The 24,341-nt window shown below is 39.5% G+C and carries 24 protein-coding genes; 10 read left to right on the plus strand and 14 right to left on the minus strand.

The annotated features are described in order from the left end of the window. The first annotated feature begins 3 nt into the window (after window positions 1–3). Window positions 4–3,600 carry an AAA family ATPase gene (locus IAE19_RS09855; protein WP_200460767.1) on the plus strand — a complete coding sequence of 1,199 codons (3,597 nt, stop codon included), beginning with the start codon at window positions 4–6 and terminating at the stop codon, window positions 3,598–3,600. 188 nt (window positions 3,601–3,788) lie between these two features. Here the strand turns inward: IAE19_RS09855 and IAE19_RS09860 are convergent, their stop codons facing one another. Together IAE19_RS09860 and IAE19_RS09865 are read right to left on the minus strand one after the other, a co-directional pair. Further along, on the minus strand, window positions 3,789–4,634 hold the full coding sequence (locus IAE19_RS09860) for an undecaprenyl-diphosphate phosphatase (RefSeq protein WP_200460768.1): 846 nt from the start codon (window positions 4,632–4,634) through the stop codon (window positions 3,789–3,791). 145 nt (window positions 4,635–4,779) lie between these two features. After that, window positions 4,780–5,466 (minus strand): YggS family pyridoxal phosphate-dependent enzyme, encoded by a 687-nt coding sequence (locus IAE19_RS09865; protein WP_200460769.1) that lies wholly within the window; start codon window positions 5,464–5,466, stop codon window positions 4,780–4,782. A 123-nt stretch (window positions 5,467–5,589) separates the two neighbouring features. Here IAE19_RS09865 and IAE19_RS09870 point away from each other — a divergent pair, with 123 nt between their 5' ends. Together IAE19_RS09870 and IAE19_RS09875 are read left to right on the plus strand one after the other, a co-directional pair. Continuing rightward, window positions 5,590–6,627, plus strand: a complete 1,038-nt coding sequence (locus tag IAE19_RS09870; protein WP_200460770.1) for a type IV pilus twitching motility protein PilT — start codon at window positions 5,590–5,592, stop codon at window positions 6,625–6,627. Between the two features lie 27 nt (window positions 6,628–6,654). Further along, window positions 6,655–7,773 (plus strand): PilT/PilU family type 4a pilus ATPase, encoded by a 1,119-nt coding sequence (locus IAE19_RS09875; protein ID WP_200460771.1) that lies wholly within the window; start codon window positions 6,655–6,657, stop codon window positions 7,771–7,773. 74 nt (window positions 7,774–7,847) lie between these two features. On the opposite strand, the gene fur is transcribed toward IAE19_RS09875, so the two are convergent. After that, window positions 7,848–8,288 (minus strand): ferric iron uptake transcriptional regulator, encoded by a 441-nt coding sequence (gene fur, locus IAE19_RS09880; protein WP_200460772.1) that lies wholly within the window; start codon window positions 8,286–8,288, stop codon window positions 7,848–7,850. Window positions 8,289–8,399: 111 nt separating this feature from the next. Here fur and IAE19_RS09885 point away from each other — a divergent pair, with 111 nt between their 5' ends. Continuing rightward, complete coding sequence (locus IAE19_RS09885) at window positions 8,400–8,798, plus strand: outer membrane protein assembly factor BamE (RefSeq protein ID WP_200460773.1); 399 nt, start codon at window positions 8,400–8,402, stop codon at window positions 8,796–8,798. Between the two features lie 43 nt (window positions 8,799–8,841). Here IAE19_RS09885 and IAE19_RS09890 read toward each other — a convergent pair whose 3' ends face one another. From IAE19_RS09890 to IAE19_RS09935, 10 genes are all read right to left on the minus strand, one after another. Further along, the gene (locus tag IAE19_RS09890; protein WP_200460774.1) at window positions 8,842–9,162 is read right to left on the minus strand and encodes an RnfH family protein; all 321 of its coding nucleotides are present in this window, start codon (window positions 9,160–9,162) and stop codon (window positions 8,842–8,844) included. Then, window positions 9,159–10,244 carry a hypothetical protein gene (locus IAE19_RS09895; RefSeq protein ID WP_200460803.1) on the minus strand — a complete coding sequence of 362 codons (1,086 nt, stop codon included), beginning with the start codon at window positions 10,242–10,244 and terminating at the stop codon, window positions 9,159–9,161. The genes IAE19_RS09890 and IAE19_RS09895 overlap by 4 nt, the downstream gene beginning before the upstream one ends. A 158-nt stretch (window positions 10,245–10,402) precedes the next feature. Next, window positions 10,403–10,852, minus strand: coding sequence for a bacteriohemerythrin (locus tag IAE19_RS09900; RefSeq protein ID WP_200460775.1), 450 nt, complete (start codon window positions 10,850–10,852; stop codon window positions 10,403–10,405). 331 nt (window positions 10,853–11,183) lie between these two features. Next, window positions 11,184–12,032, minus strand: coding sequence for a class II glutamine amidotransferase (locus IAE19_RS09905; protein ID WP_200460804.1), 849 nt, complete (start codon window positions 12,030–12,032; stop codon window positions 11,184–11,186). Window positions 12,033–12,135: 103 nt separating this feature from the next. Next, complete coding sequence (locus IAE19_RS09910) at window positions 12,136–12,915, minus strand: GNAT family N-acetyltransferase (RefSeq protein WP_200460776.1); 780 nt, start codon at window positions 12,913–12,915, stop codon at window positions 12,136–12,138. A 113-nt stretch (window positions 12,916–13,028) separates the two neighbouring features. Continuing rightward, window positions 13,029–13,940 carry an acetylglutamate kinase gene (argB, locus tag IAE19_RS09915; protein WP_200460777.1) on the minus strand — a complete coding sequence of 304 codons (912 nt, stop codon included), beginning with the start codon at window positions 13,938–13,940 and terminating at the stop codon, window positions 13,029–13,031. Window positions 13,941–13,950: 10 nt separating this feature from the next. After that, a complete protein-coding gene (locus IAE19_RS09920; protein WP_200460778.1) occupies window positions 13,951–15,375 on the minus strand; it encodes a phosphomannomutase/phosphoglucomutase in 1,425 nt (474 codons plus the stop codon). A 178-nt stretch (window positions 15,376–15,553) separates the two neighbouring features. Next, window positions 15,554–16,006, minus strand: a complete 453-nt coding sequence (gene dut / locus IAE19_RS09925; protein ID WP_200460779.1) for a dUTP diphosphatase — start codon at window positions 16,004–16,006, stop codon at window positions 15,554–15,556. Window positions 16,007–16,030: 24 nt separating this feature from the next. Then, window positions 16,031–18,070 (minus strand): UvrD-helicase domain-containing protein, encoded by a 2,040-nt coding sequence (locus IAE19_RS09930; RefSeq protein ID WP_200460780.1) that lies wholly within the window; start codon window positions 18,068–18,070, stop codon window positions 16,031–16,033. 121 nt (window positions 18,071–18,191) lie between these two features. Beyond that, window positions 18,192–18,848 carry an OmpA family protein gene (locus tag IAE19_RS09935; protein ID WP_200460781.1) on the minus strand — a complete coding sequence of 219 codons (657 nt, stop codon included), beginning with the start codon at window positions 18,846–18,848 and terminating at the stop codon, window positions 18,192–18,194. Between the two features lie 251 nt (window positions 18,849–19,099). On the opposite strand from IAE19_RS09935, the gene IAE19_RS09940 reads away from it, so the two are divergent. The 6 genes from IAE19_RS09940 to IAE19_RS09965 all read left to right on the plus strand — a co-directional run bounded on the left by IAE19_RS09940 (window position 19,100) and on the right by IAE19_RS09965 (window position 23,498). Beyond that, a complete protein-coding gene (locus IAE19_RS09940) occupies window positions 19,100–20,026 on the plus strand; it encodes an acyltransferase (RefSeq protein ID WP_200460782.1) in 927 nt (308 codons plus the stop codon). A 21-nt stretch (window positions 20,027–20,047) separates the two neighbouring features. Further along, a complete protein-coding gene (locus tag IAE19_RS09945) occupies window positions 20,048–21,094 on the plus strand; it encodes a preprotein translocase subunit SecA (protein ID WP_200460783.1) in 1,047 nt (348 codons plus the stop codon). A gap of 119 nt (window positions 21,095–21,213) precedes the next feature. Further along, complete coding sequence (gene minC, locus IAE19_RS09950; protein ID WP_200460784.1) at window positions 21,214–21,936, plus strand: septum site-determining protein MinC; 723 nt, start codon at window positions 21,214–21,216, stop codon at window positions 21,934–21,936. A gap of 65 nt (window positions 21,937–22,001) precedes the next feature. Beyond that, window positions 22,002–22,814 (plus strand): septum site-determining protein MinD, encoded by an 813-nt coding sequence (gene minD / locus IAE19_RS09955; protein WP_200460785.1) that lies wholly within the window; start codon window positions 22,002–22,004, stop codon window positions 22,812–22,814. Between the two features lie 2 nt (window positions 22,815–22,816). Next, the gene (gene minE / locus IAE19_RS09960; protein WP_120370064.1) at window positions 22,817–23,089 is read left to right on the plus strand and encodes a cell division topological specificity factor MinE; all 273 of its coding nucleotides are present in this window, start codon (window positions 22,817–22,819) and stop codon (window positions 23,087–23,089) included. Window positions 23,090–23,210: 121 nt separating this feature from the next. Continuing rightward, entirely contained in the window at window positions 23,211–23,498 is a 288-nt protein-coding gene (locus IAE19_RS09965) for a PA4642 family protein (protein ID WP_200460786.1), read from the plus strand. Between the two features lie 53 nt (window positions 23,499–23,551). Here the strand turns inward: IAE19_RS09965 and rhtC are convergent, their stop codons facing one another. Beyond that, window positions 23,552–24,175: a threonine export protein RhtC gene (gene rhtC / locus IAE19_RS09970; RefSeq protein WP_200460787.1), complete on the minus strand. Its 624-nt coding sequence runs from the start codon at window positions 24,173–24,175 to the stop codon at window positions 23,552–23,554. Window positions 24,176–24,341: the final 166 nt, after the last annotated feature.

Raw genomic sequence — 24,341 nt, forward strand, 5'->3', positions numbered from 1 at the left:
ACCGTGAAAATTTTATCCATCCGACTCAAAAATCTGGCCTCATTGGCAGGCGAGCATTTTATTGATTTTGAAAGTGATCCTTTGGCGAGTGTTGGGCTGATTGCTATCGTAGGTAAAACAGGAGCAGGCAAATCCACGATTCTGGATGCCATGTGTCTGGCGCTGTTTAATAAAATCCCAAGGCTTAAAGATAGTGATGGCAAACTTTCTGATGTAGATGGTTCTGAGGTCTTAACCAATTCACCTCTAACCGTGTTGCGACGCGGAACTGCACATGGTTTCGCTGAATTATGTTTTGTAGCACAGGATCAAAAGCATTATCTGGCACGTTGGGAAATTAAACGCGCCCGTGAAAATGCCAATGGCAAATTACAAAATGTACAGCGTTCTTTGAAATGCCTTACCGATGGCATAGTGGTTGCCGATAAAACCAAAGCTGTTGAAACGTATATTCAACAGATTACCCAACTCAGTTTTGAACAATTTACCCGCGCCGTACTTTTGGCGCAATCCGAAGTTACGGCTTTTTTGAAAGCACGTGATAATGAACGTGGGGAACTATTAGAATATCTGACTAACTCTTCTATTTTTGCCAAAATTGGCCAATTGGCCTTTGAAAAAACCAGAGACATTAGCAATCAGCGTAAACAACTAGAAAATATTTTAGGTCACATAGAACTACTTTCTGACGACGAGCTGACCGAATTACGTGCCCAATTTGAGACCACGCAACAACAGCATCAACGTCTTGAAAATGAAAAAATAAGGTTGCAACAATTACAGCAATGGTTTGAACGCAAACAAAAACTTGACCATGATATTCTTCTGAAACAGCAGCAATATGATGAGCAAGTCAAAAATCATCAGGCTTTGGAGGCAGACCAGTGCCTTTTAAATCAATTGGATACCTTTTCTGAAATTCGACCGCATGTCTTTCAGCAGCAGCAACTTTTCAAGAATCAGCAGCAACTTGAACCACAGATTAACCAGCACCAGCAACTCTTTTCAAATCTTGCGATTCAATTTGAACAAGAAAAAGATCGTTATCATCAGGCCGAAAATGCCTTACAGCAATGTCAAAACTTTGAACAACAACATCAAACTGAACTAAATCAGGTGCGTAACTACATTCAGGAACGTGACTATATTGCAGAAGAATATAAAAAAACTAAAAACAGAATGCTGCTACTTGAAACACAACAACAGCCTTTATTCGCGCAACAACAACAACTTGCACAGCAACTGCAAAAACTAACTGAACAACAGCAGCACGTTTCACTTCAACTTGAACAAAGTTCTCAATTTGCACCACTCGATCAGGGTCTAAATGCACATATTCAGCAATTTTCTAATTTTGTTGAACAGTATCAAAAAGTTGAACATACAATTGGGGATGTTGCAGCGGCTCAAAACAAATTACAGCTAGACCAAAATACCTTAAAAGAGTTGATTCAGACCTTTGGTGATTCTGAAAAAATTGAATTAAAAATCCAACAACAACAATTGCTGAGAGAACAACAGTTTAACCGTTCCAATCAACTCGATCTGCTTCAGCAAAAGCTCAATTCTTTGTTTGAATTAAAGCAGGAATTGCATGAAATTAAGTCGAATGTAGAACAGTCAAACCAGCGCCAACAAACGCTGAGTGATCAAACCCAAAATGCTGAACAAAGTTACCAAACAACAAAATCAGAACGCGAAAAACTCCAGCAGATTTTGCAGCAACAGCGTTTGTTACATGCTGAAAATATTGAGCAGTTACGTGCTGAATTAAAACCTGGCGACCCCTGCGTGGTATGTGGCAGTACTGAACATCCTTATCGTAATGAGGAAAGTCCAATCTCCAAAGCATTATATGAACTGCAACAGCAACAGGAACAGCCCGCAATTCAAGTCGAACAGCAACATTTCAAAGAATGGCAGGCTTTGCAACAACAATTGACACAGCTTCAGACGCAACTGACCCAATTAAATAGCAGCTTGGCGCGTTGTCAGGAAAAATCTGAGGTGCAACAACTAGAACTGATTCAATCCATGCAACAGTCTGGTATTCAACTTGACTTGTCTCTTTCATTATCTGAATTAACTACTCAATTGCATCAGCATTTAGAACACAGTCATAAAACCAAACTGGAAATTGAACAAGAGATTCAACAATTACAACAGGCACAGAAACAACAGCTCACTTTACATCAAAGCAATCAGAACACGTCCCATCAACTCCAGAGCATTCAACAATTACAGCAGCAAGTTCAACACATTGTCGAATGTCTAGATGCACAAGAACAGCAGCAATGGTCGCAGCATAAGCTTGATATGGCTCACAAAGTGCTAAATCGTTTACAACGTCGTGCCGAGCAACTTGAGCAAAATGAAACGGTGCGTAAACAGCAGGATCTTCTCCAACAACAGTTCAATTTATTAAAAGCCGATCTATTACATTCTAGTAAACAGCAAACTGAACTCAAGCAGCAACTTGAAGCGTTGGGACATCAAGGTAAACAAAATAGCGAAAATGCGGCCCGCCTAATTGGACACATGACAGGGCAAACTGAGCTGAAAGCCAATGAATGGTTAGCTCAACATGAGCAACAACGCCAACATTTACAACAACACTATCATCAAACCAAGCAACATTTTGAGCAATTACGGCAGAATTTTGAGCAGCAAAAAAATCAGTTGGATCAACTTAAGGCACAGCATCAACATAATCAAAATAGTCTGACCCAATGCCAAGCTGATATCCAGCAATGGTTAAATAAACATTCAAATTTTGATCAACAGCAGTTTGCCACATTGTTAGTCATTTCAAATGAGCAGGAACAACGAATTCGTGTGAATTTGCAGCAAGCAGAACGTCAACTAAATGAAGCAAATTCAGTGCTCAAAACCATACAAGAGCAACTTAGTGATCATTTGCAATTACAACCCGATATTCATTTTGAACAACTCAAAATTCAACTTCAGGATATCTTCTCTCAATTGCAAATTAACGGCGAGCAACGTGATCAATATAAAATAAAACTGGAACTACATCAGCAGAATCTAGCCCGACAACAACAATATGCAGATCAGATTCAGCTCATTCAACAGCAAGAACATCGCTGGAATAAAATCTCCAGTTTAATTGGAGATGCTAAAGGTAAGGATTTTCGTGATTTAGCTCAACAATACAATCTGGATATTTTACTGGAATATGCCAATCAACAACTGGCGATGTTATCGCAACGTTATACTCTCAAACGTTTAGAAAACTCTCTCAGCCTTGCCATTATCGATCACGACATGGATGGCGAAATTCGTTCTGTGGCCTCGTTATCGGGAGGAGAGTCTTTCTTAACTGCACTTGCGATTTCTTTGGCTATTGCAAATATGGCCTCTGGATCGATGAAAATCGAATCTTTATTTATTGATGAGGGTTTTGGCACATTGGATGCATCTTCTTTGCACATGGTTATGAACGCGCTGGATCAACTGCAAAGTCAAGGCCGCAAAGTGATTTTAATCTCGCATATTCAAGAAATGCATGAACGGATTCCAGTACAGATACAGGTACAACCATTAGGTTCAGGTTCAAGTCGAATCGAGGTGGTTGGATAAAAGAGACGCGCTAAGACAAAAGTTTGATCCTACTCAAACCTTTGTAAGTCAGAACCGAATTTTTAAATATATCAACAAGAAAATTAGAGTTGAAAGAACCACAGCTCACAGTCAACAATACATTTAAAATCAGCTTATTTTAAAAGCCAAACGATTACCCTTAAGATCATCTTTCATTCATTTTTTTGCTAGCTTAGAGCCAAAACTACACCAGAAAAGCCCAGACAATAAATTCCAAAAAGATACCAACGACCATGTTCAAGCCATGCAGATAACCATTTTAGTGCGAGCAAACCTGTTAAAAAACTAAATAGCATTCCAAATAAGCTGGGTAATAGTAAACTTCCTAAAGCCAGATGTGCCGTGCCTGCCGTAGTATGTTGTGCATGAACCAAACGTAATAATTCTTTTGCAATCACGGCTGGGGTTAATACCACTGCTAATGCAAAACTAAATTCTTCTGCTTTTTGACGTGAGATACCTAAAAATAGACCTGTTGAAATGGTCGCACCCGAACGGGAAAATCCACGAAACGGTAAACATAATGCCTGCACAGCCCCAATCACGATAGCACTGGACAAATGTATATCACCTTGCTGGCCACGATCCAGACGGGATGACAAGATAATCAATATCCCCGCTGCCGCTAAAGAAGCAGCCATGAGTTTGGAGTTACTAAATAAATGCTCAATTTCAAAGGTACTTGCGCCGCCAAAAAATAGATGTTTAATCAATGCTTGTAATAAGAGTCCCAATACGCCTGTAATTGCTGTGGCAAGCAAGACATACCAGAAGCGTTGTTTAAAATCATTCCAGCTTGAAAAATAAGTTTTTTTCCATGAATGCCAAAAATAAACAATCACAGCGAACATAGTTCCCGTATGTAACATGACTAAGAGAAACGTCATTTGCGGTGCAGAAGGATCAAAACCCATCATTTTTTCTGCCAAAATCACGTGTGCAGAACTAGAAACCGGTAAAAGTTCAGCTAGCCCCTGTATGACTGCCAAAATAAAGATATGTAAAAGATTCATTTATATTCTCGTATACGCCCGTGATGCTTATATACGCAGAAGCCATTAAAAACAGATTAAAAAGATCAATTGAGTTGAAAAATAAGAACGCGACTCATCCGAATGCATCAGTCTGATTACCCCTGCACTTTTTAATTTGCAAACGTTATTTCAAATAATCTCGCGTACCAAATAAAGCTGTTCCAATACGCACAATTGTTGCTCCAGCAGCAATCGCAGCCTCCAGATCAGCTGACATTCCCATACTTAAAGTATCCCAGTCCTGAGGTTGGTGATGCTGGATTTTTACTTCATCAAATAGTTTCTTGGCATCTAAAAAAGCCTGCTCATGATCTGGAGCTGGAATCACCATTAAACCGCGTAGACGGATATGCGGTAATTGAGTAATTTTTTTTACTAATTCTGCGACTTCATCTGGTCGACAACCATCTTTGGACTGCTGGGCATCAATATTGACTTGTAGACATAGATTTAGTGGTTGCTGCGTCGCTAAACGTTGACTAGATAAACGCTCGGCGATAATTAAACGATCGACCCCATGTACCCAGTCAAATTTTTCAGCCAGATGTTTGGTCTTGTTACGCTGTACATGTCCGATAAAATGCCACTGTATTTCCAGATCATTTAATTCTTCAATTTTATCCAGGGCTTCTTGTAAATAGTTTTCTCCGAAACAACGCTGACCTAACTGATACATATCACGCAATGCCTGACTTGGATGAGTTTTCGACACTGCCAATAAATGCACCGAAGATGGATCTCGTTGAGTCATTTGACATGCATTTTTGATTTGATCAAGGACCTGATTTCGTGCTTGTTGAAACTGATTCATTGACAGGGTTCTCATTTCAGTTATTTTTTTTGCTTAACCTTACTTTGAAGTGTTGGTAAGCGATTCGGAAACGCTTATTATTCTACAAAATAACGATACATACTCATTATATTAGGGGAAATCATGGATATCACAGAATTACTTGCTTTTTCGGTTAAAAATGGTGCATCAGATTTACATCTTTCCGCAGGAATGCCACCCATGATTCGCGTCGATGGTGAAGTGCGTCGTATTAATTTGCCTGCGCTGGAGCACAAAGAAGTTCACCGTCTTGTTTACGATATTATGAATGATAAACAACGTCGTGACTTTGAAGAACAACTGGAAACTGACTTTTCTTTTGAAGTTCCAAACATTGCTCGTTTTCGTGTGAACGCATTTAACCAAAACCGTGGTGCAGGTGCAGTGTTTCGTACCATTCCATCCAAAGTACTGACGATGGATGATTTAGGCTTAGGACAAATCTTTAAAGATATTTGTGATTATCCACGTGGTATTGTCTTGGTAACAGGCCCAACGGGTTCAGGTAAATCTACCACCCTTGCCGCGATGATGGATTATATCAATGACAATCGCTATGACCATATTCTTACTGTAGAAGACCCGATTGAATTTGTACATCAATCAAAAAAATGTCTGATTAACCAACGTGAAGTACATCGGGATACCCATGGCTTTAATGAAGCTCTCCGTTCAGCCCTACGTGAAGACCCCGATATTATCCTCGTGGGTGAGATGCGTGACCTCGAAACCATTCGTTTGGCTTTAACTGCAGCAGAAACAGGTCACTTGGTGTTTGGAACTTTGCACACCACTTCAGCCGCAAAAACCATTGACCGTGTCATTGACGTATTCCCTGCCGAAGAAAAAGATATGGTTCGCGCTATGTTGTCTGAATCTTTACAGGCGGTTATTTCTCAAACATTATTAAAGAAAAATGGCGGTGGTCGTGTCGCAGCGCATGAAATTATGATTGGGATACCTGCGATTCGTAACCTCATTCGTGAAAACAAAGTTGCCCAGATGTATTCAGCTATTCAGACGGGTGCGAACTATGGAATGACAACATTGGATCAAAGTCTAAAAACATTGGTCTCCAAAGGCATGATTAGCCCACAAACTGCACGTACTGTGGCCAAGTCACCAGAATCCTTCCTATAAGCGATAAAAATAAAAGGATGACAAGATATGGATTTTAACGACCTTCTCAATCTCATGATTGAACAAAAAGCTTCAGACCTGTTTGTAACCGCAGGTGTTGAACCCTCCATGAAAATTAATGGACAAATTGTTCCCATTTCTAAAACGAAGCTCAACGGTGAGGTGGTTGGCCAGCTGATTCAATCTATTATGAGTGATAAGCAACGCAAAGAATTTAGCGAAACCCGCGAATGTAACTTTGCCATCATGAATCGTGATAAAACCGCGCGTTTTCGTGTGAGTGCTTTTCAACAGCGAGATATGCCGGGGATGGTATTACGTCGTATTGAAACGATTATTCCCTCAATGGATGAGTTACGTTTGCCTATCGTACTCAAAGACCTTGCGATGACCAAACGTGGCATTATTATCTTTGTAGGTGCGACAGGAACAGGTAAATCGACGTCTCTAGCCTCCATGATTGGTTACCGAAATCAGAACTCCAAAGGTCATATTATTACCATTGAGGATCCAATCGAGTTCATTCACGAACATTCTGGATGTATTGTGACGCAACGCGAAGTCGGCATCGATACAGACTCATTTGAAATTGCCCTTAAAAACACTTTGCGACAAGCACCTGATGTGATTTTGATCGGGGAAATTCGTTCTCGTGAAGTGATGGACTACGCCATCGCGTTTGCTGAAACTGGACATCTAGTATTGGCTACGCTCCATGCCAACAATGCTAACCAAGCACTAGACCGTATTATTCATTTCTTTGAAAGTGATCGTCATAATCAGTTATATATGGATCTTTCACTAAATCTAAAAGCAATGGTGGCTCAGCAATTGATCCCGACGCCAGATGGAAACTCACGTCGTGCCGCGATTGAGATTCTGATTAATACCCCTTTACTATCAGATTATATTCGTAAAGGCGAAATTCATGAGATCAAGGACTTAATGAAACGCTCACGCGAACTGGGCATGCAAACCTTTGACCAAGCTTTATTTGATCTGTATAAAGCAGGCGAGATTACCTATAAAGATGCACTGAAACATGCCGACTCACCAAATGATCTGCGACTCAGCATCAAGCTTTCAGAAGAAGGCGCAGAACAACTGATGAATGCAAGTCGTAATATTACTTTTGATGGCCAATAAATTTATTGATCTAGCGCTGAAATTAAAAAAGGAAGCCTGAGCTTCCTTTTTTAATTTGTTGTATTTATGTGATTTTATTGCTTCTTGCGATAAGCTTCCTGACATTCAGGTGCATCACAATAACCATATAAATTCAAAGAATGGCCTGTTAAGGTAAAACCACGCTTTTCAGCTACTGTATGCTGTTCATGTTCAATAATTTCATTTGTAAATTCAACAACTTTACCACAGTTTAAGCAAACCAGATGATCATGGTGATCTTCCTGCATAATTTCAAAAACAGAATGATTGTTTTCAAAATGATGACGCTGGATAATACCCGCGGCTTCAAATTGTGTTAATACACGGTAAACTGTAGCTAAACCTACATCTTCACCTTGCTCAAGCAAAGTCTTATAAATATCTTCTGCGCTCAAATGATGCTGTTTTGAATTTTCTAATAATTCCAAAATCTTAATTCGTGGCAGGGTGACTTTGAGTCCAGCTTTACGTAAATCTTGATTGGAAATCGGCATAAAAAAAGGTCTCTCAACAAATTTAAAGTTGGAATAGGCAATCGTAGTTAGATGCAGTATGATCTATCCCTAAGTCAAATGCATCATAATTTATCGGGATAGTGTAGCAAAATGCAAAAACTTATGTTGGCGTTATTCGTCACTTCACTGCTTGCTGGTTGTTCAACTTTAGGTGTCTACAAAGTTGACATCCCTCAAGGAACTCCATTAACCAAAGCCCAAGCATCGAAAGTTCAAATAGGTATGAATTTTCAACAAGTTCGCTTTTTGCTCGGTAGTCCAACTGTTACAGATCCTTTAAATCCACTACGTTGGGACTATATCTACAACTATATTCCAGGTACTTATGCTAAAAAAGCAAAAATCCCAGCTGCACATGGTCAGCATTTAAAAATTTACTTTGACGAATCAGGGATCGTCAAAAGTATAGAAGGTTTAGATACTATTCCAGAAACGCAACCTGGCTTACCAGCCTCTAAGGAAGCGATCTTGACAGCCCCACCACTATAATGATTTTTAAATAAAAAGATACCCCTCGCTTGAGGGGTTCTTTCTATGAGTCAGATTGTTTAAAACGATTACCGCGCTGGAAACGGCCTACTGGATTTTTCTGAGCCCGCTTACGCCGAATATCGTGAGGATGAATCGTGAGAGGTCGATAAATCTCAACACGATCTCCTGATTTTAATGGGGTATCCAATGTAATTTTGATCCCAAAAATACCCAGTTGAAGTGGATCATCTATCTCTATTTTCTGTCTGATCTGACTACGTTCAATTGCTTGGGCTGCAGTCATACCATCAACAAAAGGAACAGCAATCAAAAATTGCTGATCTACTGCTACATAAGCTACCCAAACTTGAGCCTGTCTCATGAAAACAACTGTCCAATGATCGCGATCATTGCAAGAACAATCGACAAGGGCAGAACAATCCGAACCGCAATTCGCCAAAGATTATAAAAAAGTTCATTACTAAAATTCATCGACTTACGCAAATGACTGATTTTCATAATCCAGCCCGCAAAGATTGAGTAAATCAAACAAATAAGTAGTCCCCACAACATAAGTAGAATATTAAACTCGAATTGCACATGAGGAATGAGCCAAATGAACGTTGCAACGAACAAGACTGCCCATTGAATTACAACCGAAAGCTGACGTTGTTGTAATTGTTCTTTTGCCAATTGCAATAGCAATGCAGCTGCCATCACCCCAGCAATGGCCAACGTTAAAACTGGAATGTTGTGCTGTGCAGAATAAAAACCAAAGGCAATCACGGCAATAAACTGAGCAATCCAGATGGGCAAAGCAGTTTTACTGGCTTGCTGTCCATCTTGAACTTGTTGCAAGCTATTTTGCCAGTAAAGTCCCATGCCTAGACCTGTCGCGACCAAAGCCAGCACCGTGGCATTGCCCCACTCTTTAAACTCGATTGAAGTCCAGTGCCAGCTCGCAGTAGGTTGAACCAATATGAGTGAGCTAATAAAAGAGATCACTACGCCAATCATCATGAGAATAAGTAAAATCTGACGTGGAACAAATGACAAAGCCAAAGCAACTATCGTCAAACCAGCAAACATCGCTTGCACGCTCAAATCAAGTCCCAACGACACAGAAGCCGCTGCACCTAAATGCGATAAAATAGCGCCAGCCAAAAAAGGAATAAAAGCCACAGCCAGCCAGCCGACAATACGCCATTTTTGTGAGGCATCTGCATCTCGGGTTAAGCTGGATAAAGCATTTAGCGCTGTTGTTTTTGAGCGCTTAGCAAGCGCAATTTCCAGATAGCATACAGGTAATGCCAGAATTACCATTGTTGCTAACCAAAGCAACCAGAAGTCGAGTTGGCGGTCAATCTGAATCCCCACAGCCGATGCTAAAGCCGCAATAATAATAAAAGTGAAGCAAAACGCCATAAATGGTGATAACCATCGCGCGAAAGCTGAATCCTGCATCATTCATTCCTAATATGAAGTCTGGAGATATTTTGCCTTTGTCGAGTATGAAAATCAAAGTTTGTATATAAAAAATGCAAACCATCTTTTTATTGATGATTTGCAGCGCTGAGTCTTGTTGTTATTATTTTTATTGAAGTTTGCCGATTCGTGATTTTTTATGAAAAGAAACGAGCAAACCATCCTTTTCCTTTTTTCTGTTCTTTTTCTTTAATAATTCCCATCATATTTTCTTTTACTGCCCCGACATAATCGGCATCATCATGTTGAATATGATTAATTAACCATTTTGAAAGTACTTCATATAATTCTTCTTCAACATTATGTCCCATTTCAAAACGTTCTCGATAATGTTCAATTTTTTTAATAAATAGATCATGTACACGTTTATGTGGGACACGATATTTATAATTTGCTTCTTCCTGTAAACTTTCTTCAAATGCAAAATGTGACTGAGTATAATCGATCAAATTTAATAGAACATCTTTAACGTGTAATCGATCATGTGTTTTTCTAACTTCTTCTAATTCATTAATATAGTCAAGAATGCGTTTATGCTGATCATCAATGACTTCAATGCCAGTATTATATTCAGGAAGCCATTTCATACCCCACCCCTATTTCTAAACATTTATTAGATATCAACATCATATCGGTAATTTTTTTAAATAAAAATAAACCAAATCAGTCAAGATTAATAAAAACAAAAGAAAATTCACCCAATCATTTGATTTAAATCAATAATTAATAAAAAAACAGAGTAAAAAAGTAAGATATTTTTTAACCAATTTATAGTTTAATAAGCAGGGATTATATTAAAAAAACCTTAAAATGGATAAAATTAACATGCATAAATGTCATTTTGAATGAAACATCCACATATTTTAAATAACCCGTTACAAACATTTAAAATCACCAAAAAACTAAATACGTTTCAAATTAATACTCATCAGCTCGAGTCATTCTTTTCAGTTCAGGATTTTCTTGTTCCCGTATTAAACGATTCACATGAGTTTGTGCATGTTTAATTGGCATCCCATTTTGAAATAAAATCATTTCACCCGCTTGATAGGAAGTCCATTGTTCATTTTGGGTGAGTGGTTCAGTGGTAATCACTGCGACACGATCATTGGATGTCGTAACCTGACTAAAATCAACTTCTACATCCAGATCAATAAGCCGTGCAGCCTTAAAAGGATATTCACGGACGAGCCAATGTAATTTGGTGGTAGCGTAACTAAATAAGGCCTGTCCATTGGACAAACAATAATTAAAGGTTCCAAATTCAGCGACTTTAGGTGAGATCTGTTCAAGAACCTCAAAGACTTGCATTACACTGGGTTCAGTATAACCAAAATATTCAACCAGTTGATCTAACAGATAACAAAATGCTCGTTCGCTATCGGTATTACCAATCGGTGTAAAACGCCCCGTTAATGGCGGATCAAAATGATGCAAATCGCCATTATGTGCAAAAATCCACTGTCTACCCCATAGTTCCCGAATAAATGGATGGGAATTTTCCAGTGTGATTTTACCCTGTGTCGCTTTACGGATGTGTGCAATTACATTACGCGATTTAATCGGATAATTGCGTACCAGCTCTGCTATCGGAGATTCAACCGCTGACTGATTATCTACAAATAAACGGCAGGCTTTATCTTCAAAAAATGCAATACCAAACCCATCTGAATGATCAGAAGTAATTCCCGCCCGCTGTGAAAATCCTTTAAAAGAAAAGGTAATATCGGTTGGAGTCGCACAATTCATTCCAAGTAGTTGGCACATAGCATTACAAATAAAAGCAGAGGGCTTAACTGTATTGTGCATGAGTGGCAAAAGGCTTGCAAATCTGAATATATAGACAGTTATGCAAAATTAACCATAAATTTTATTTTTGGACACGTTTACTCATTACAAAAGACTTCGCGACATGATTTACTTCTAAAAAAACAAAATAATCCAAACAGTTAAAGTTTTCATCATAAAAAGGCTGACATGATAATTTTGACTGCATATCCAGATACATTTTGAATAATTTGGGCATCCGTTCGTCCTGCGGAAAACTAAACTCAGGGCGTGGGAGTTCAAAATGATTTTTGGACGCGATGGCAATAGTTTGTTTTGCATCCAAATGCTGAATTTGTTGATGGGTATGGTAAGCGCGTGCCAAATTATCTTGCAGGTGAATGCTAACGCATCCCATCAAATATTTAGCACGCATTGACCAGAGTACTTTGGGAACCAGATGAAGCCACAACATTGACAAAGCTTTACCAGAGCGAAAACGAGGATGTACGCAGGTACGTCCTATTTCAACGACATTTGGCAAATGCGAAAGATGAGGAATAATGTCAAACTCACTCGCACTATAACTTTGTGCCAATTCATGGCCCTGAAACAGTTTAAGTCGGGTATAGGCCACGATCTCACCTGTCCATTTTTCTCTTAGTACGGCATGCTCACAACCAAAATCATAAATATCCTGATCTAGACCATCTTCAAATGCTACACCAAATTGCTGACTGAATTGAACCGCACGAAAACGCTGCACTTCTTGTAATTCTTTGAGGTTATCGACCCAATCAAAGCGAAATTGGGTTTGATTGGTTTTTTGACGGGTTAAAGGTAGACTAAAATTTTGACGATAGTGATTTAGTTTTTCTAGCATAATGTCACCCTGTTTTTATCATTATGCTTACACTAGGATAAGATCATGACAGGAAAATGACGTTTTTCTAGACAGTAAAAACGTCATCCGAAGATGACGTTTAAAGTCAAAAATTAATGTGCAGATTTAGGTGCAAGCCGGTTAGTAATAAGTGTACCCACCCCATGATCTGTAAAGATTTCCAGTAAGGTTGCATGCGGTACACGGCCATCTACGATATGCGCGCTGATGACACCACCTTTAACAGCATCTAATGCACATCCCACTTTAGGAATCATGCCACCATAAATCACACCTGTTTCTATCAAACGGTCGACTTCCTGCGTACTTAAACCAGTTAGCAGATTTTTATTTTCATCCAGAACACCCGTAATATTGGTGAGTAGAATCAGTTTTTCTGCGCCCAAAGCTTCTGCGACTTTACCCGCAACTAAATCTGCATTGATATTATAAGTATTACCGTCCTCATCAACCCCTAATGGTGCAATCACAGGAATGAAATCACTCTGGGTAAACATTTCCAGTACATCCGTTTTAACCCCAACTACTTCACCGACCATGCCCAAATCAATATGCTGGACTTGGCCCTGCTCATCCTGCTTTTCCATAAGCAGTTTACGTGCCCGTAGCAAGTTACCATCTTTACCCGTCAAACCAATCGCACGACCACCGTGTTTATTAATCAGATTAACAATGGATTTGTTAACACTTCCACCCAGCACCATTTCTACGACTTCCATGGTCGCTTCATCTGTTACGCGCATACCATCAATACGATCAGATTCCTGACCTAAGCGTTTTAACAGCGAATCAACTTGTGGACCACCACCGTGCACTACAATAGGATTTAAACCTACAGTTTTTAATAGCACAATATCACGTGCAAATGAGCTTTCCAGTTCTGGATCGGTCATTGCATTGCCACCATATTTCACAACTAGCGTTTTACCCGAAAAACGTTGAATGTACGGCAAAGCTTCAGTCAATATTTTCGCTTTGTCGATGCCAGTATGCTGATGTGGCATTCGCCTCTCCTTAATGGATGTTTGAAATATCTTGCGCTATTTTAGGATATTTATCCTGTAACATGCGAACAAACTGATGCCGAATATGAGCCAGTTGTAAAGGATTGGCTGCATCAAATCTGACTGTAAAATATTCGCCTGTATTGGATGCTCGAATAATGCCAAAACCATCAGCAAAATCAAGTCGTATACCATCAATTTTACTGAGTTGGGCTTTAGATTGATAACTGAGGCGTTCAATATCCTGTAAAACAATCTTTGGTTCTGAACGATAAGTGCTAATGTAAGTATCCTCGGTACAATAACGCTCTGGAACAGTCGACAATAACTGAGACAATGTTTGTTCAGGAAATTGACTTAAATATTCCAATACACGTAATGCAGCATATAAGCCATCATCATAACCAAACCCCCGCCCATCGTTAAAAACGTAATGACCCGCGTATTCTCCACCAAAAACAGCTTTTCCTTGAGACTGAGATAAATAACTTCTTAAAAAACTACTGCCTGTCCGAATCATGGTCGGAACTCCACCCAACGCTTTTACCGTTTGAGCAACCATACTAGAACATTTAACATCAAATACAATTTCGGCCTGTGGATGTTCAGCGAGACAGATTTTTGCAAATAGCGAAATCAAACGATCAGCGGTAATAATATGAGCCTGATCATCTACAATCACTAAACGATCCCCATCCCCATCCAGTGCAATGCCAATATCCGCCTTATGCTTAATAATATTTTGTCGTAACTGTTCTAAATGAATGGCCTGAGATGGATCAGGTGCATGATCTGGAAATTCTCCATTGGCTTCACAGCGTAATGCGATCACGTTACAACCTAACTTAGTTAGAACGATTTCAGCACAACGTCCCGCTGAACCATGCAGACCATCTAAAACAATTTTAAAAGGTCTAGCAAGTTGGATATCTTGAAGTAGGCCTTGTTGATAGCTTAAACAACAGTCTGTTTTTATTTGATGGCTAAGTCCTCGAATACGAGGAGTATCCATAACTTTAATGTAATGATGCGCAGCTGCGTTTCCAATCTCTTCAATCTGTGCGGGCGTGGGTGGTTCACCTTTTAAAATCCATTTAATCCCATTGTCGGATTTTGGGTTATGACTCGCCGTCACCATCACTCCAGTCCCATGAGTTTGACGCGCCATAAAATACATCATCGGGCTAGAGCAACAGCCCAAATCTATAACGTCTAAACCCTGTTTTTCAAAGATTGTTGCTAATATTGCAGCATACTGTGGACTACTAAGCCGTGCATCATATCCAATCACGACTTTTGTCTGACCCACGGTTTGGTATTGTTGTGCCAAGGCGTAAGCAATCGCAGTAACCACTTGGGGCGTGAACACTGTGAGCTTGCCACGAATATCGTAGGCACGAAAAATATGTAAGGGAAAATTAACCATCGCATCCATAGGCATCTTCTTTTAATTCAAAGCCTACTGTTAAAAAGTAAAAATAGCATTGCTTATGGTATAAAAAGTAGGCAGCATTCTTGTCAGTCATTCAGACAGATTAAGTGTGATGTTTTAATCTAATTTTTTGAAACATTCAATATAAAAAAAGAAACGCCTGCTTAAACAGGCGCTTAAATTATTGCTTGCCCGTATGACCAAAGCCACCGGCACCACGATCAGTGGCTACAAATTCTTCGACTTGTTCAAATTCTGCCTGAATTACAGGGACAAGAACGTATTGTGCCAAACGCTCACCGGGCTCTAATGTAAAACTTTGTTGTCCACGGTTCCAGACTGAGACCATCAACTCACCTTGATAATCAGAGTCAATCAATCCCACCAGATTACCTAATACGATCCCGTATTTATGACCCAGCCCAGAACGCGGTAAAATCAAGCCCGCGAATTGCGTATCGTGAATATAGATCGCCATTCCTGTTTTAACTAAAACAGTTTGTCCGGGTTCAATTTGAATAGCTTCATCTACACACGCACGTAAGTCTAAACCTGCGGATCCAGTTGTGGCATAGGACGGTAGTGGCCATTCATTGCCCAGACGCTGATCTAAAATTTTAACTTGGACTTTCATTGTATTTCCTAATCATTCAATCAATTATTTCTTTAATAAAGCTTTTAAATTGGCAAGATATTGTTGCGCCTGTTCTTTAGGATCAATATTACCTGCCAATTTCTTTTTGCGCCCCAACCACTCCAATTCATCCTGCGGTAATTCATCCAGAAAGCGACTTGGGGTCATCTGTTTCATTTGCCCGCCATTTTTACGTTGTTCCGCCAGCGTCAAAGTTAGTCCCTGACGCGCACGAGTAATCCCCACGTACATCAAACGGCGTTCTTCTTCAATCGTTTCAGCAGCAATCGAGTTTTTATGCGGTAGTAATTCTTCTTCTAGTCCCATAATGTAGACAAATGGAAACTCAAGCCCTTTGGCGGCATGCAAAGTCAGAAGATTAACCTTGTCAGTGTCTTCTTCTTCTTGTTGCTGTTCCAGCATATCTAGTAAGACCAATTTGCGAATTACACTTTCAATGTTCTTTTCATCTACATCTTCGGTACGATTGAGCAAGCTTTGAATGCTGCTAAATAAACTTTCGATATTATCTAACTTAGTTTTTTCCTGCGCCGGTGTAGCAGCACTTTCGCGAATATAATCGATGTAACCCGCTTCATTCATCATCTGACGAACCTTGGGTACGGGTTCATCATCATCCATAAGTTCACGGGTAAAATTACTAATAAAATCGGCAAATTCATGTAATTGGGTTGCAGCTTTTTTTGGAATCACCATACTGAGGCGCTGATCTGAGGCTGCTCCCAATAAAGACAAATGGTTTTCCTGAGAAAATAAACCCAGTTTTTCCAGAGTGACAGGCCCAATCGCCCGTTTTGGTGTATTTATTATTCGTAAAAATGCACTGTCATCTTCGGGATTAATAATCAGCCGCAAATAGCTCATCACATCCTTGATTTCAGCGCGGGCAAAGAATGATTGACCACCCGATAACTTATATGGAATTTGCATTTGACGCAGTTGGGTCTCTAATACCCTGGCTTGAAAATTACCGCGGTATAACACTGCATAATCTTTCCAGTTTTTACCATTCATGAGCTTATGGGTCATCAAATCTTTGACCACGCGTTCAGCTTCGTCATCATCATTACGGCAAGTAATAATCCGGATGACCTCACCATGCCCTTTATCACTCCACAATTTTTTATCAAAAATATGGGGATTATTTTCAATTACGGCATTTGCTGCTTTTAAGATTCGGCTGGTAGAACGATAGTTTTGTTCAAGCTTAATGACTTTTAAATTTGGAAAATCTTCTTTTAATAGCGCCATATTTTCAGGTTTTGCGCCACGCCACGCATAAATGGACTGGTCATCGTCACCTACAGCCGTAAACTGTCCCATGACTCCAACCAATAATTTTACCAAAATATACTGAGCCGTGTTGGTGTCCTGATATTCATCTACCAAAAGATAACGAGTGCGATTTTGCCATTTATCACGAACTTCTGCATTTTCCTGTAAAAGTCGGGTCGGCAACACAATCAGATCATCAAAATCAACCGCGTTATACGCGCGTAAATTACGTTCATAAAGCTGATAAAGATGAGCAAACTGGACATCTTCTACGGTCTCGCAAGTCGAATGTGCCTGTTCAGGTACAATCAAATCATTTTTCCAGTCTGAGATTTTTTTAATCGCTTTAGCAATAAGTTCTTTGCTTTCAGCACCAGAAAGATTATCTCGCTGCATTAAATCCATCAGGATGCGTTTGCAGTCATCAGCATCAAGAATCGAAAAATTATTTTTAAGTGGTGTATGTTTAAGTTCCAAGCGCAACAAGTTCAAACCGAAAGTATGAAATGTTGAAACCGATAAGCCTTTCCCCTCTTCACGGGAAAGTAACTTCCCTACACGCTCTTTCATTTCCCGTGCAGCTTTATTTGTAAAGGTCATTGCAGTAATACGATGTGCGGGGATACGACAATTTTTCACCAGATATGCAATTTTCTGGGTAATGACCGAGGTTTTACCTGAACCAGCCCCTGCAAGTACTAACAAGGGTCCTTGAGTGTATTTCATGGCTTCAAGTTGCTTGTCATTGAGATGACTTGCTGCTGACATAGGTTTTCCTCTTAAGAATCCGAGCATGATTATAGTCATCTAATCCTCAGATGCCTAATCGATTAAGATGAATTTTACTCATAAAAAAACCACCCGAAGGTGGTTTTTGAGAATTGAACGACTAAGATTGACGCTCATAGATGCTAATTTCAACACGGCGGTTTTGTTCGCGACCATCTGCAGTTGCATTTGATGCAATCGGGTTAGCTGAACCATACCCCTGAGCATTAATACGCGCAGAAGAAACGCCCTGACCACTCAAGTAACTTGCCACAGCTTGAGCACGCGCCTGAGACAATGGGATATTGATTGAATCATTACCAGTACTGTCGGTATAACCTGTGACTAGGATTGCACTCTTGTTATCTTCAGCAAGCGTTTGCGCTACTTTGTTCAAAGTTGAATAGAAGTTTGGCTTGATGTTTGATTTATTGGTATCAAAAGTAATGTTACCCGGCATCACCAATCCAACTGAACCATCTGGATTACGGTTTACTTCTACACCAGTACCCGCCATTTGTTGACGCAATTTTTTCTCTTTTTGATCGAGATATAAACCACTTGCGCCACCTAGTACTGCACCAATCGCAGCAGCACGGTTATTTTGACGGCTAGAGTTGGCATTTGATTTAGAGATACCATAGCCTGCTGCTGCACCAATCAACGTACCTAAAGCAGCTTTATCGTATTCTACGCCACCAAGATTTTGTCCTGTCGATTGGCAACCAGAAAGTGCCACTGCTGCCCCAACCACTGTTGTAATTACTAGTGCACGCATTGCATGCCTCCTCATTTGTGTCTTTGTTGTCTATAAAAATAATGATAGAAAAAAACCACGTAGACCATTGATTTTTTGTTAAGAATACGTGTTTTTTTTACATTTTGTAATACTTTGGGTATCTTTCGTTTAATTCTTCACTACATTTTATCCATTGTTTCACTGTTTAACTTTTTAAATCAGCTGACAACGTCTATATTGTGTGCAGATTTTTAACAAATTGGATGTGATTCATCATCAGGATTCATTTTATGTCTAAACAACCCCAAAAACAGTCGATGCTCAAAAAAATTACCCGAGGCGTGACCGTGGGTAGTGTTATTACAGGAAGTACCTTTTTGCATGGCCCGCCTGTATTGGCACTCGGTTTGACCAAATTATTCAAACAATCACGAAAAGTGGATGAAACCAATATTCAGATTACCAATAGCTGGTTGGGTGTAAATAATTGGCTGATTGATCATGTATTGCCACACTTAAAATGGGATATCACGATTGATCCACAGCTTGAATTGAGTATGCAGGGTCGTTATTTGATGATGTGTAATCATCAAAGCTGGGTCGATACCACGGTCAATCAATACTTTGGCTTAAGCCGTATGCCTCTCACCCGTTTCTTCACAAAATGGGAACTCATTTTTATCCCTTTCGTTGGACAAGCCTTTAAAATTTTAGGTTTCCCAATGATGAAACGACACACTAAAGAGCAAATTGCCAAAAATCCAGAACTTAAAACACGTGATATGCTCGAAGCCCGTAAAGCCTGCGAACAACTGTTATCTCAACCATTTACTTTGTTGAATTATCTGGAAGGAACGCGTTTTACTCAAGCGAAGCACGATCAACAAAATTCGCCTTACAAAAATCTGCTAAAACCCAAAGCAGGCGGTTTGGCGCTTGCTTTAAATATTTTGGGTGATCAAATTGATGCTTTGGTGGATATGACGATTGTTTATCCTGATGGGCCACCTGAATATAGTGATTTCTGGTTAGGGGATGTTTCTTGTATCGCAGTGAATTTGCGTAAAATCGAGATCCCGAGCTGGGTTTTAGGCGGTGACTATGAAGAGGATGAAAATTATCGCAAACGTTTTCAGGATTGGGTTGATCAACTCTGGACGGAGAAAGACCAACTTATTAGCCAAATGAAGACACAACTTTCTTCTCAACACTCCTAATCATTTAAATTGACAGGCATTATGCAGAACAGTTCCAAAGAAAAATCTAAATATCATCATGTAGATCCAACCAGTTTATCGTTCAAAATCTTTCTGGTTTACGATATCTTTATGGTGTTTATTATTATTTTTAATCTGTTCTGCCTATGTGCCAATTTCTTTTTAATGAGCAGTATCGGTGCATGGTTTTTTCAACACATTCATCTGCCTCAAATTCTTGAATTTTACCGTGGTCATCTGCATCCGTGGGTGATTACCACTGAAGCATGGTTTATTGGCTTTTTAATTGTAGAATTGCTGGTACGCTGGACAATTGCAATAATCAATAAACATCATTCACGCTGGTTCTTTTTTCCATTTATTCACTGGTATGAAATTTTAGCAATTATTCCACATTTACGTTTTCTACGTTTATTCCGAGCAGGAATTATTGCCTATCGACTCCATGAAATGGGCTATAAAATCATCCCAGAAAACTGGTCTAGTCAAGGCATCTTTTATTATCATGTAGTGATGGAAGAACTTTCAGATCGGGTAGTCTTGACAGTTATTCATGGAATCCAGAGGGAACTTGAAACCAGTTCAACCCACAAACGAATTATTCATGAACTGGTAGATCATCACCGCCAGCTATTTGCTGTTACCGTGGCAGAGCTATTACAGGAAAGTCTCGCTACAGAGCTTAAGTCACAACAACTTCAGATTTCTAAAGATGTTGGGCAAATCGTCAATCAAGCAATTGAAGATACCCCAGAATTAACTCAGTTATTGCGCTTGATCCCTATCGTGGGGGGACGAATTGAGCAACAGATTCAAAGTATTGGACAACGTCTGGGCGAAAATATCACTACTGGCTTAATTCAGCCCTTTGCTACAGGTTCCGAGAATGCCCTCAATCCAAATTATAAACTCATTGCACAACGCATGAGTGAAATTAATATTGATAACAAACACTTGGAAGAATTGGTCGAATCTGTAGTATTTGAAAGTCTGGAAGCCATTCGTCAACAAGTCAAAGTTAAACAATGGCAACAGATTTTAAAAGAACGCGATCAAGCTAAAGATTAAGCATTTCAACAATTTTTTTACTCAATAACTAGAGAAATCACTGAATTTGGTCTAGGATTTGGACTATTTAACACATTACTTCGGCGTACCAGCTCGTCAGAGGTGCTTAAGGAATAATTATGGCTGATATACGGATTACAGGCAGAATGGTCAACTTTACTCGGTTGACTCTGGATACAAATGATCATGATGCCATCCGCCAGCAATTATCAAATACACTCAGTGAAGGTGCTTATCAGGGCACACTAGTGATTATTGATAGTACAGTTGAGCAGGAACTCATTGCTCTAATTCAGCTCTTGATTAGTCTCGGTTTACAACCGATGGCAGTTATTGATGGGGTTTTAGGCGATGAAGCTCGTGCCATCCAGTTTCCAGTGCTTCCTGCCGATCAGCCTTTACAGCGCATCAAGCCGTCTCGCGAAGAAGTAACTCTTGTTGAGGAAACAAAACCTGCTCCGTCAAACTCTGAAACAAAAACAGCACCAACAAAAACAGCGATTGCGCACAAGACCTCTTACCATGATGAAATTTTGCGTACAGGACAAAGTCTGGTACAAGATCATGGTGACATTATTTTAAATGCAAGTATGAATAGTGGTTCCGAAGTCATTGCATCGGGAAATATTCATATTTATGGCAATGTTCGTGGTAGAGTCATCGCAGGCGCAGGAGGAAATCAAACTGCACGTATTTTTTGTCACTGCTTAGAAGCTGAACTGGTATCTATTGCAGGAACTTATTGTGTAGCGGATGATATTCCCAAAGATGTGCTCAAAAAAGCGGTACATATTTGTTTAAATGACAAGCAAGAACTTGTATTTCAGGCTCTGGAATTTTAAGGTATAAATTAAACACCAATAAAAGCCCGTTTTAAGGGTGTATGACCATAACAGGAGTGGATTCGGTGGCCAAAATTGTTGTCGTAACATCAGGCAAAGGTGGTGTAGGTAAAACTACAACGAGTGCATCTTTTGCAACAGGTTTAGCCCTACGTGGTCATAAAACTGTTGTGATTGATTTTGACGTAGGTTTACGTAACCTCGATTTGATCATGGGGTGTGAGCGTCGTGTCGTGTATGACTTTGTCAATGTCATTAACAACGAAGCCCGTTTACAACAAGCCCTTATCCGCGATAAAGATATTGAAAATTTATATATTCTTCCAGCGTCACAAACACGTGATAAAGATGCTTTAAGTGATGAAGGTGTCGCACGCGTTATTGATGAACTATCACAGGAATTTGATTATATTATTTGTGATTCACCAGCGGGTATTGAACGTGGTGCGATTTTAGCCATGTATCATGCGGATGAAGCAATTATTGTCACCAACCCTGAAATTTCATCTGTTCGTGACTCAGATCGTATTATTGGCATGCTCGATAGCAAAACCAAAAAAGTAGAACAAAACGAAGGACGTATACGTAAGCATTTATGTATTACCCGTTTTAATCCAGAACGTGCCGATCGTCAGGAAATGTTAACCATTGATGACATTGCCAAAGATATTTTACGCGTACCGACTTTGGGCGTTATCCCTGAATGTCCAAGCGTTTTACAGGCATCGAACGAAGGTAAACCTGTGATTCTCTATAGCGAGACCAAAGCAGGTCAGGCGTATGACGACCTTGTAGCACGTTTCCTCGGAGAAGAACGTCCTTATCGACACATTACATCTCAACCTAAGGGTTGGTTGGCACGTTTATTTGGAGCGTAGATATGGCAGGATTCTGGAGTAAACTCTTTAGTGGTGAAGACAAACCATCAAGCGCCCAAACAGCCAAAGATCGCTTAAAAGTCATTGTAGCTTCTGAGCAAGGGTTGGGCCGTCGTTTAAGTCAAGATAAAATTGACCAAATGAAAAAAGAAATCATGCAAGTGGTCAATCGCTACGTGCGCGGTGTCGATGAAGGTCATATTCAAATGCAGGTGCGTTCGGAAGCCAACATTGAAATGCTGGAAATGAATATTAACTTACCTGAAGAGCGATAAGCGATTTTATTGATATTTTATCTATAAAATTCTTATTAGCGATTTTATTCAAATAAGGGCAAAATGTATCGCAAACATTTTGCCCTAATTGTTTAAGTCATTTAAGACTGAGGAGATTTTAATGGCATTATCACAGCCAGCAACTTTCAATGAAGAATGGTCAGACGAGCGTGTTTTTGCCTATCTTAATCAACTTCCACCAGAAGGTGTAAATGCAGACTTTCACGTGCTATACCATGCCTTCAAACACATGCGTCCAAATGACTACGAACGTTTATTAACCCAGTTTGTTGCAGATGGTCGTGATATCAATGCTACTAGTCCTCAAGGTCAACGTATTCATGATGTGATTGCTGAATTTCCACGTCAGCGTGAACCATTCTTAGAGGTTTTAGCAAAATTTGCTTAAACTTCAATCCAATAAAAAACCTGCATGAAGCAGGTTTTTTATTTTCCGATAGTTTAACGATGACTAATCAGATAAACACCAAATGCTGTGAAGATACCGCCAGAAATGCCATCAATCCATTTTGCAACATTTTGATAGGCAGATTTAAAACTCGGTAAAGAAAATACAAACACTACAAATAAAAACCAGATTAAAGTTTCTACTGCAATAATAATAAACAGCAATGAATGTACATGATCTAATGCAGGATTGGCTAAAAATAAGGAAAATACACTACCAAAATAAATCACAGCTTTAGGATTAGATAAGTTGGTCAACAACCCTTTTAGAAAAAATTTTGTATCAGTTTTAGGTAAATCAATTGAGATATTATTACTTTGGACTTTTTGTTTGGAAAAAGCAGAACGTAACATCTGAAAACCCAGCCAACACAAATAAAGCCCACCACCGACCAATAAGATTTGCTTCAACCACGCCATTTTTTCAAAAATGATATTTAGCCCCATCAATGCCAACATCGCCCAGAACATGACGCCAACAGTAATACCTAAAACCACAAAGACGGCTTCACGGCGTGAGCGACTAATTGCAGTTTGTGAAACTAGAAAAAAATCAGGGCCAGGAGTAATTAATGCACAAAACTGAATAAATATTAATGTGACTAAGGCAACGAACATTGCTCCCCCTAATTAAACGCATTTAGAGTTTAAATTTAACATTTTTTTGCATATTTCCCCAGCCATTTTTATGCCTATTCGGCCAACAAAAGTTTATTATTTTCTAATCAAACTGGTGATATTGTTAAAGCAGATAGATCAACTCTCTTTGATTTAAAAAGCCCTC

The organism is Acinetobacter sp. S40 (assembly GCF_016624705.1).
In the GTDB taxonomy this organism is placed as follows: Bacteria; Pseudomonadota; Gammaproteobacteria; order Pseudomonadales; family Moraxellaceae; genus Acinetobacter.

What these genes read in the sequence shown, in the direction of transcription:
- IAE19_RS09920 (WP_200460778.1), bottom strand. Translation starts at nt 15,375, where the DNA reads ATGGATGCGATGGTTAATTTTCCCTTACATATTTTTCGTGCCTACGAT.
- IAE19_RS09860 (WP_200460768.1), bottom strand. Translation starts at nt 4,634, where the DNA reads ATGAATCTTTTACATATCTTTATTTTGGCAGTCATACAGGGGCTAGCT.
- IAE19_RS09900 (WP_200460775.1), bottom strand. Translation starts at nt 10,852, where the DNA reads ATGAAATGGCTTCCTGAATATAATACTGGCATTGAAGTCATTGATGAT.
- IAE19_RS09875 (WP_200460771.1), top strand. Translation starts at nt 6,655, where the DNA reads ATGGATTTTAACGACCTTCTCAATCTCATGATTGAACAAAAAGCTTCA.
- fur (WP_200460772.1), bottom strand. Translation starts at nt 8,288, where the DNA reads ATGCCGATTTCCAATCAAGATTTACGTAAAGCTGGACTCAAAGTCACC.
- IAE19_RS09895 (WP_200460803.1), bottom strand. Translation starts at nt 10,244, where the DNA reads ATGCAGGATTCAGCTTTCGCGCGATGGTTATCACCATTTATGGCGTTT.
- IAE19_RS09940 (WP_200460782.1), top strand. Translation starts at nt 19,100, where the DNA reads ATGTCTAAACAACCCCAAAAACAGTCGATGCTCAAAAAAATTACCCGA.
- IAE19_RS09965 (WP_200460786.1), top strand. Translation starts at nt 23,211, where the DNA reads ATGGCATTATCACAGCCAGCAACTTTCAATGAAGAATGGTCAGACGAG.
- argB (WP_200460777.1), bottom strand. Translation starts at nt 13,940, where the DNA reads ATGCCACATCAGCATACTGGCATCGACAAAGCGAAAATATTGACTGAA.
- IAE19_RS09910 (WP_200460776.1), bottom strand. Translation starts at nt 12,915, where the DNA reads ATGCTAGAAAAACTAAATCACTATCGTCAAAATTTTAGTCTACCTTTA.
- minC (WP_200460784.1), top strand. Translation starts at nt 21,214, where the DNA reads ATGGCTGATATACGGATTACAGGCAGAATGGTCAACTTTACTCGGTTG.
- IAE19_RS09865 (WP_200460769.1), bottom strand. Translation starts at nt 5,466, where the DNA reads ATGAATCAGTTTCAACAAGCACGAAATCAGGTCCTTGATCAAATCAAA.
- dut (WP_200460779.1), bottom strand. Translation starts at nt 16,006, where the DNA reads ATGAAAGTCCAAGTTAAAATTTTAGATCAGCGTCTGGGCAATGAATGG.
- minE (WP_120370064.1), top strand. Translation starts at nt 22,817, where the DNA reads ATGGCAGGATTCTGGAGTAAACTCTTTAGTGGTGAAGACAAACCATCA.
- IAE19_RS09935 (WP_200460781.1), bottom strand. Translation starts at nt 18,848, where the DNA reads ATGCGTGCACTAGTAATTACAACAGTGGTTGGGGCAGCAGTGGCACTT.
- IAE19_RS09930 (WP_200460780.1), bottom strand. Translation starts at nt 18,070, where the DNA reads ATGTCAGCAGCAAGTCATCTCAATGACAAGCAACTTGAAGCCATGAAA.
- IAE19_RS09890 (WP_200460774.1), bottom strand. Translation starts at nt 9,162, where the DNA reads ATGAGACAGGCTCAAGTTTGGGTAGCTTATGTAGCAGTAGATCAGCAA.
- rhtC (WP_200460787.1), bottom strand. Translation starts at nt 24,175, where the DNA reads ATGTTCGTTGCCTTAGTCACATTAATATTTATTCAGTTTTGTGCATTA.
- IAE19_RS09945 (WP_200460783.1), top strand. Translation starts at nt 20,048, where the DNA reads ATGCAGAACAGTTCCAAAGAAAAATCTAAATATCATCATGTAGATCCA.
- IAE19_RS09905 (WP_200460804.1), bottom strand. Translation starts at nt 12,032, where the DNA reads ATGTGCCAACTACTTGGAATGAATTGTGCGACTCCAACCGATATTACC.
- IAE19_RS09870 (WP_200460770.1), top strand. Translation starts at nt 5,590, where the DNA reads ATGGATATCACAGAATTACTTGCTTTTTCGGTTAAAAATGGTGCATCA.
- IAE19_RS09885 (WP_200460773.1), top strand. Translation starts at nt 8,400, where the DNA reads ATGCAAAAACTTATGTTGGCGTTATTCGTCACTTCACTGCTTGCTGGT.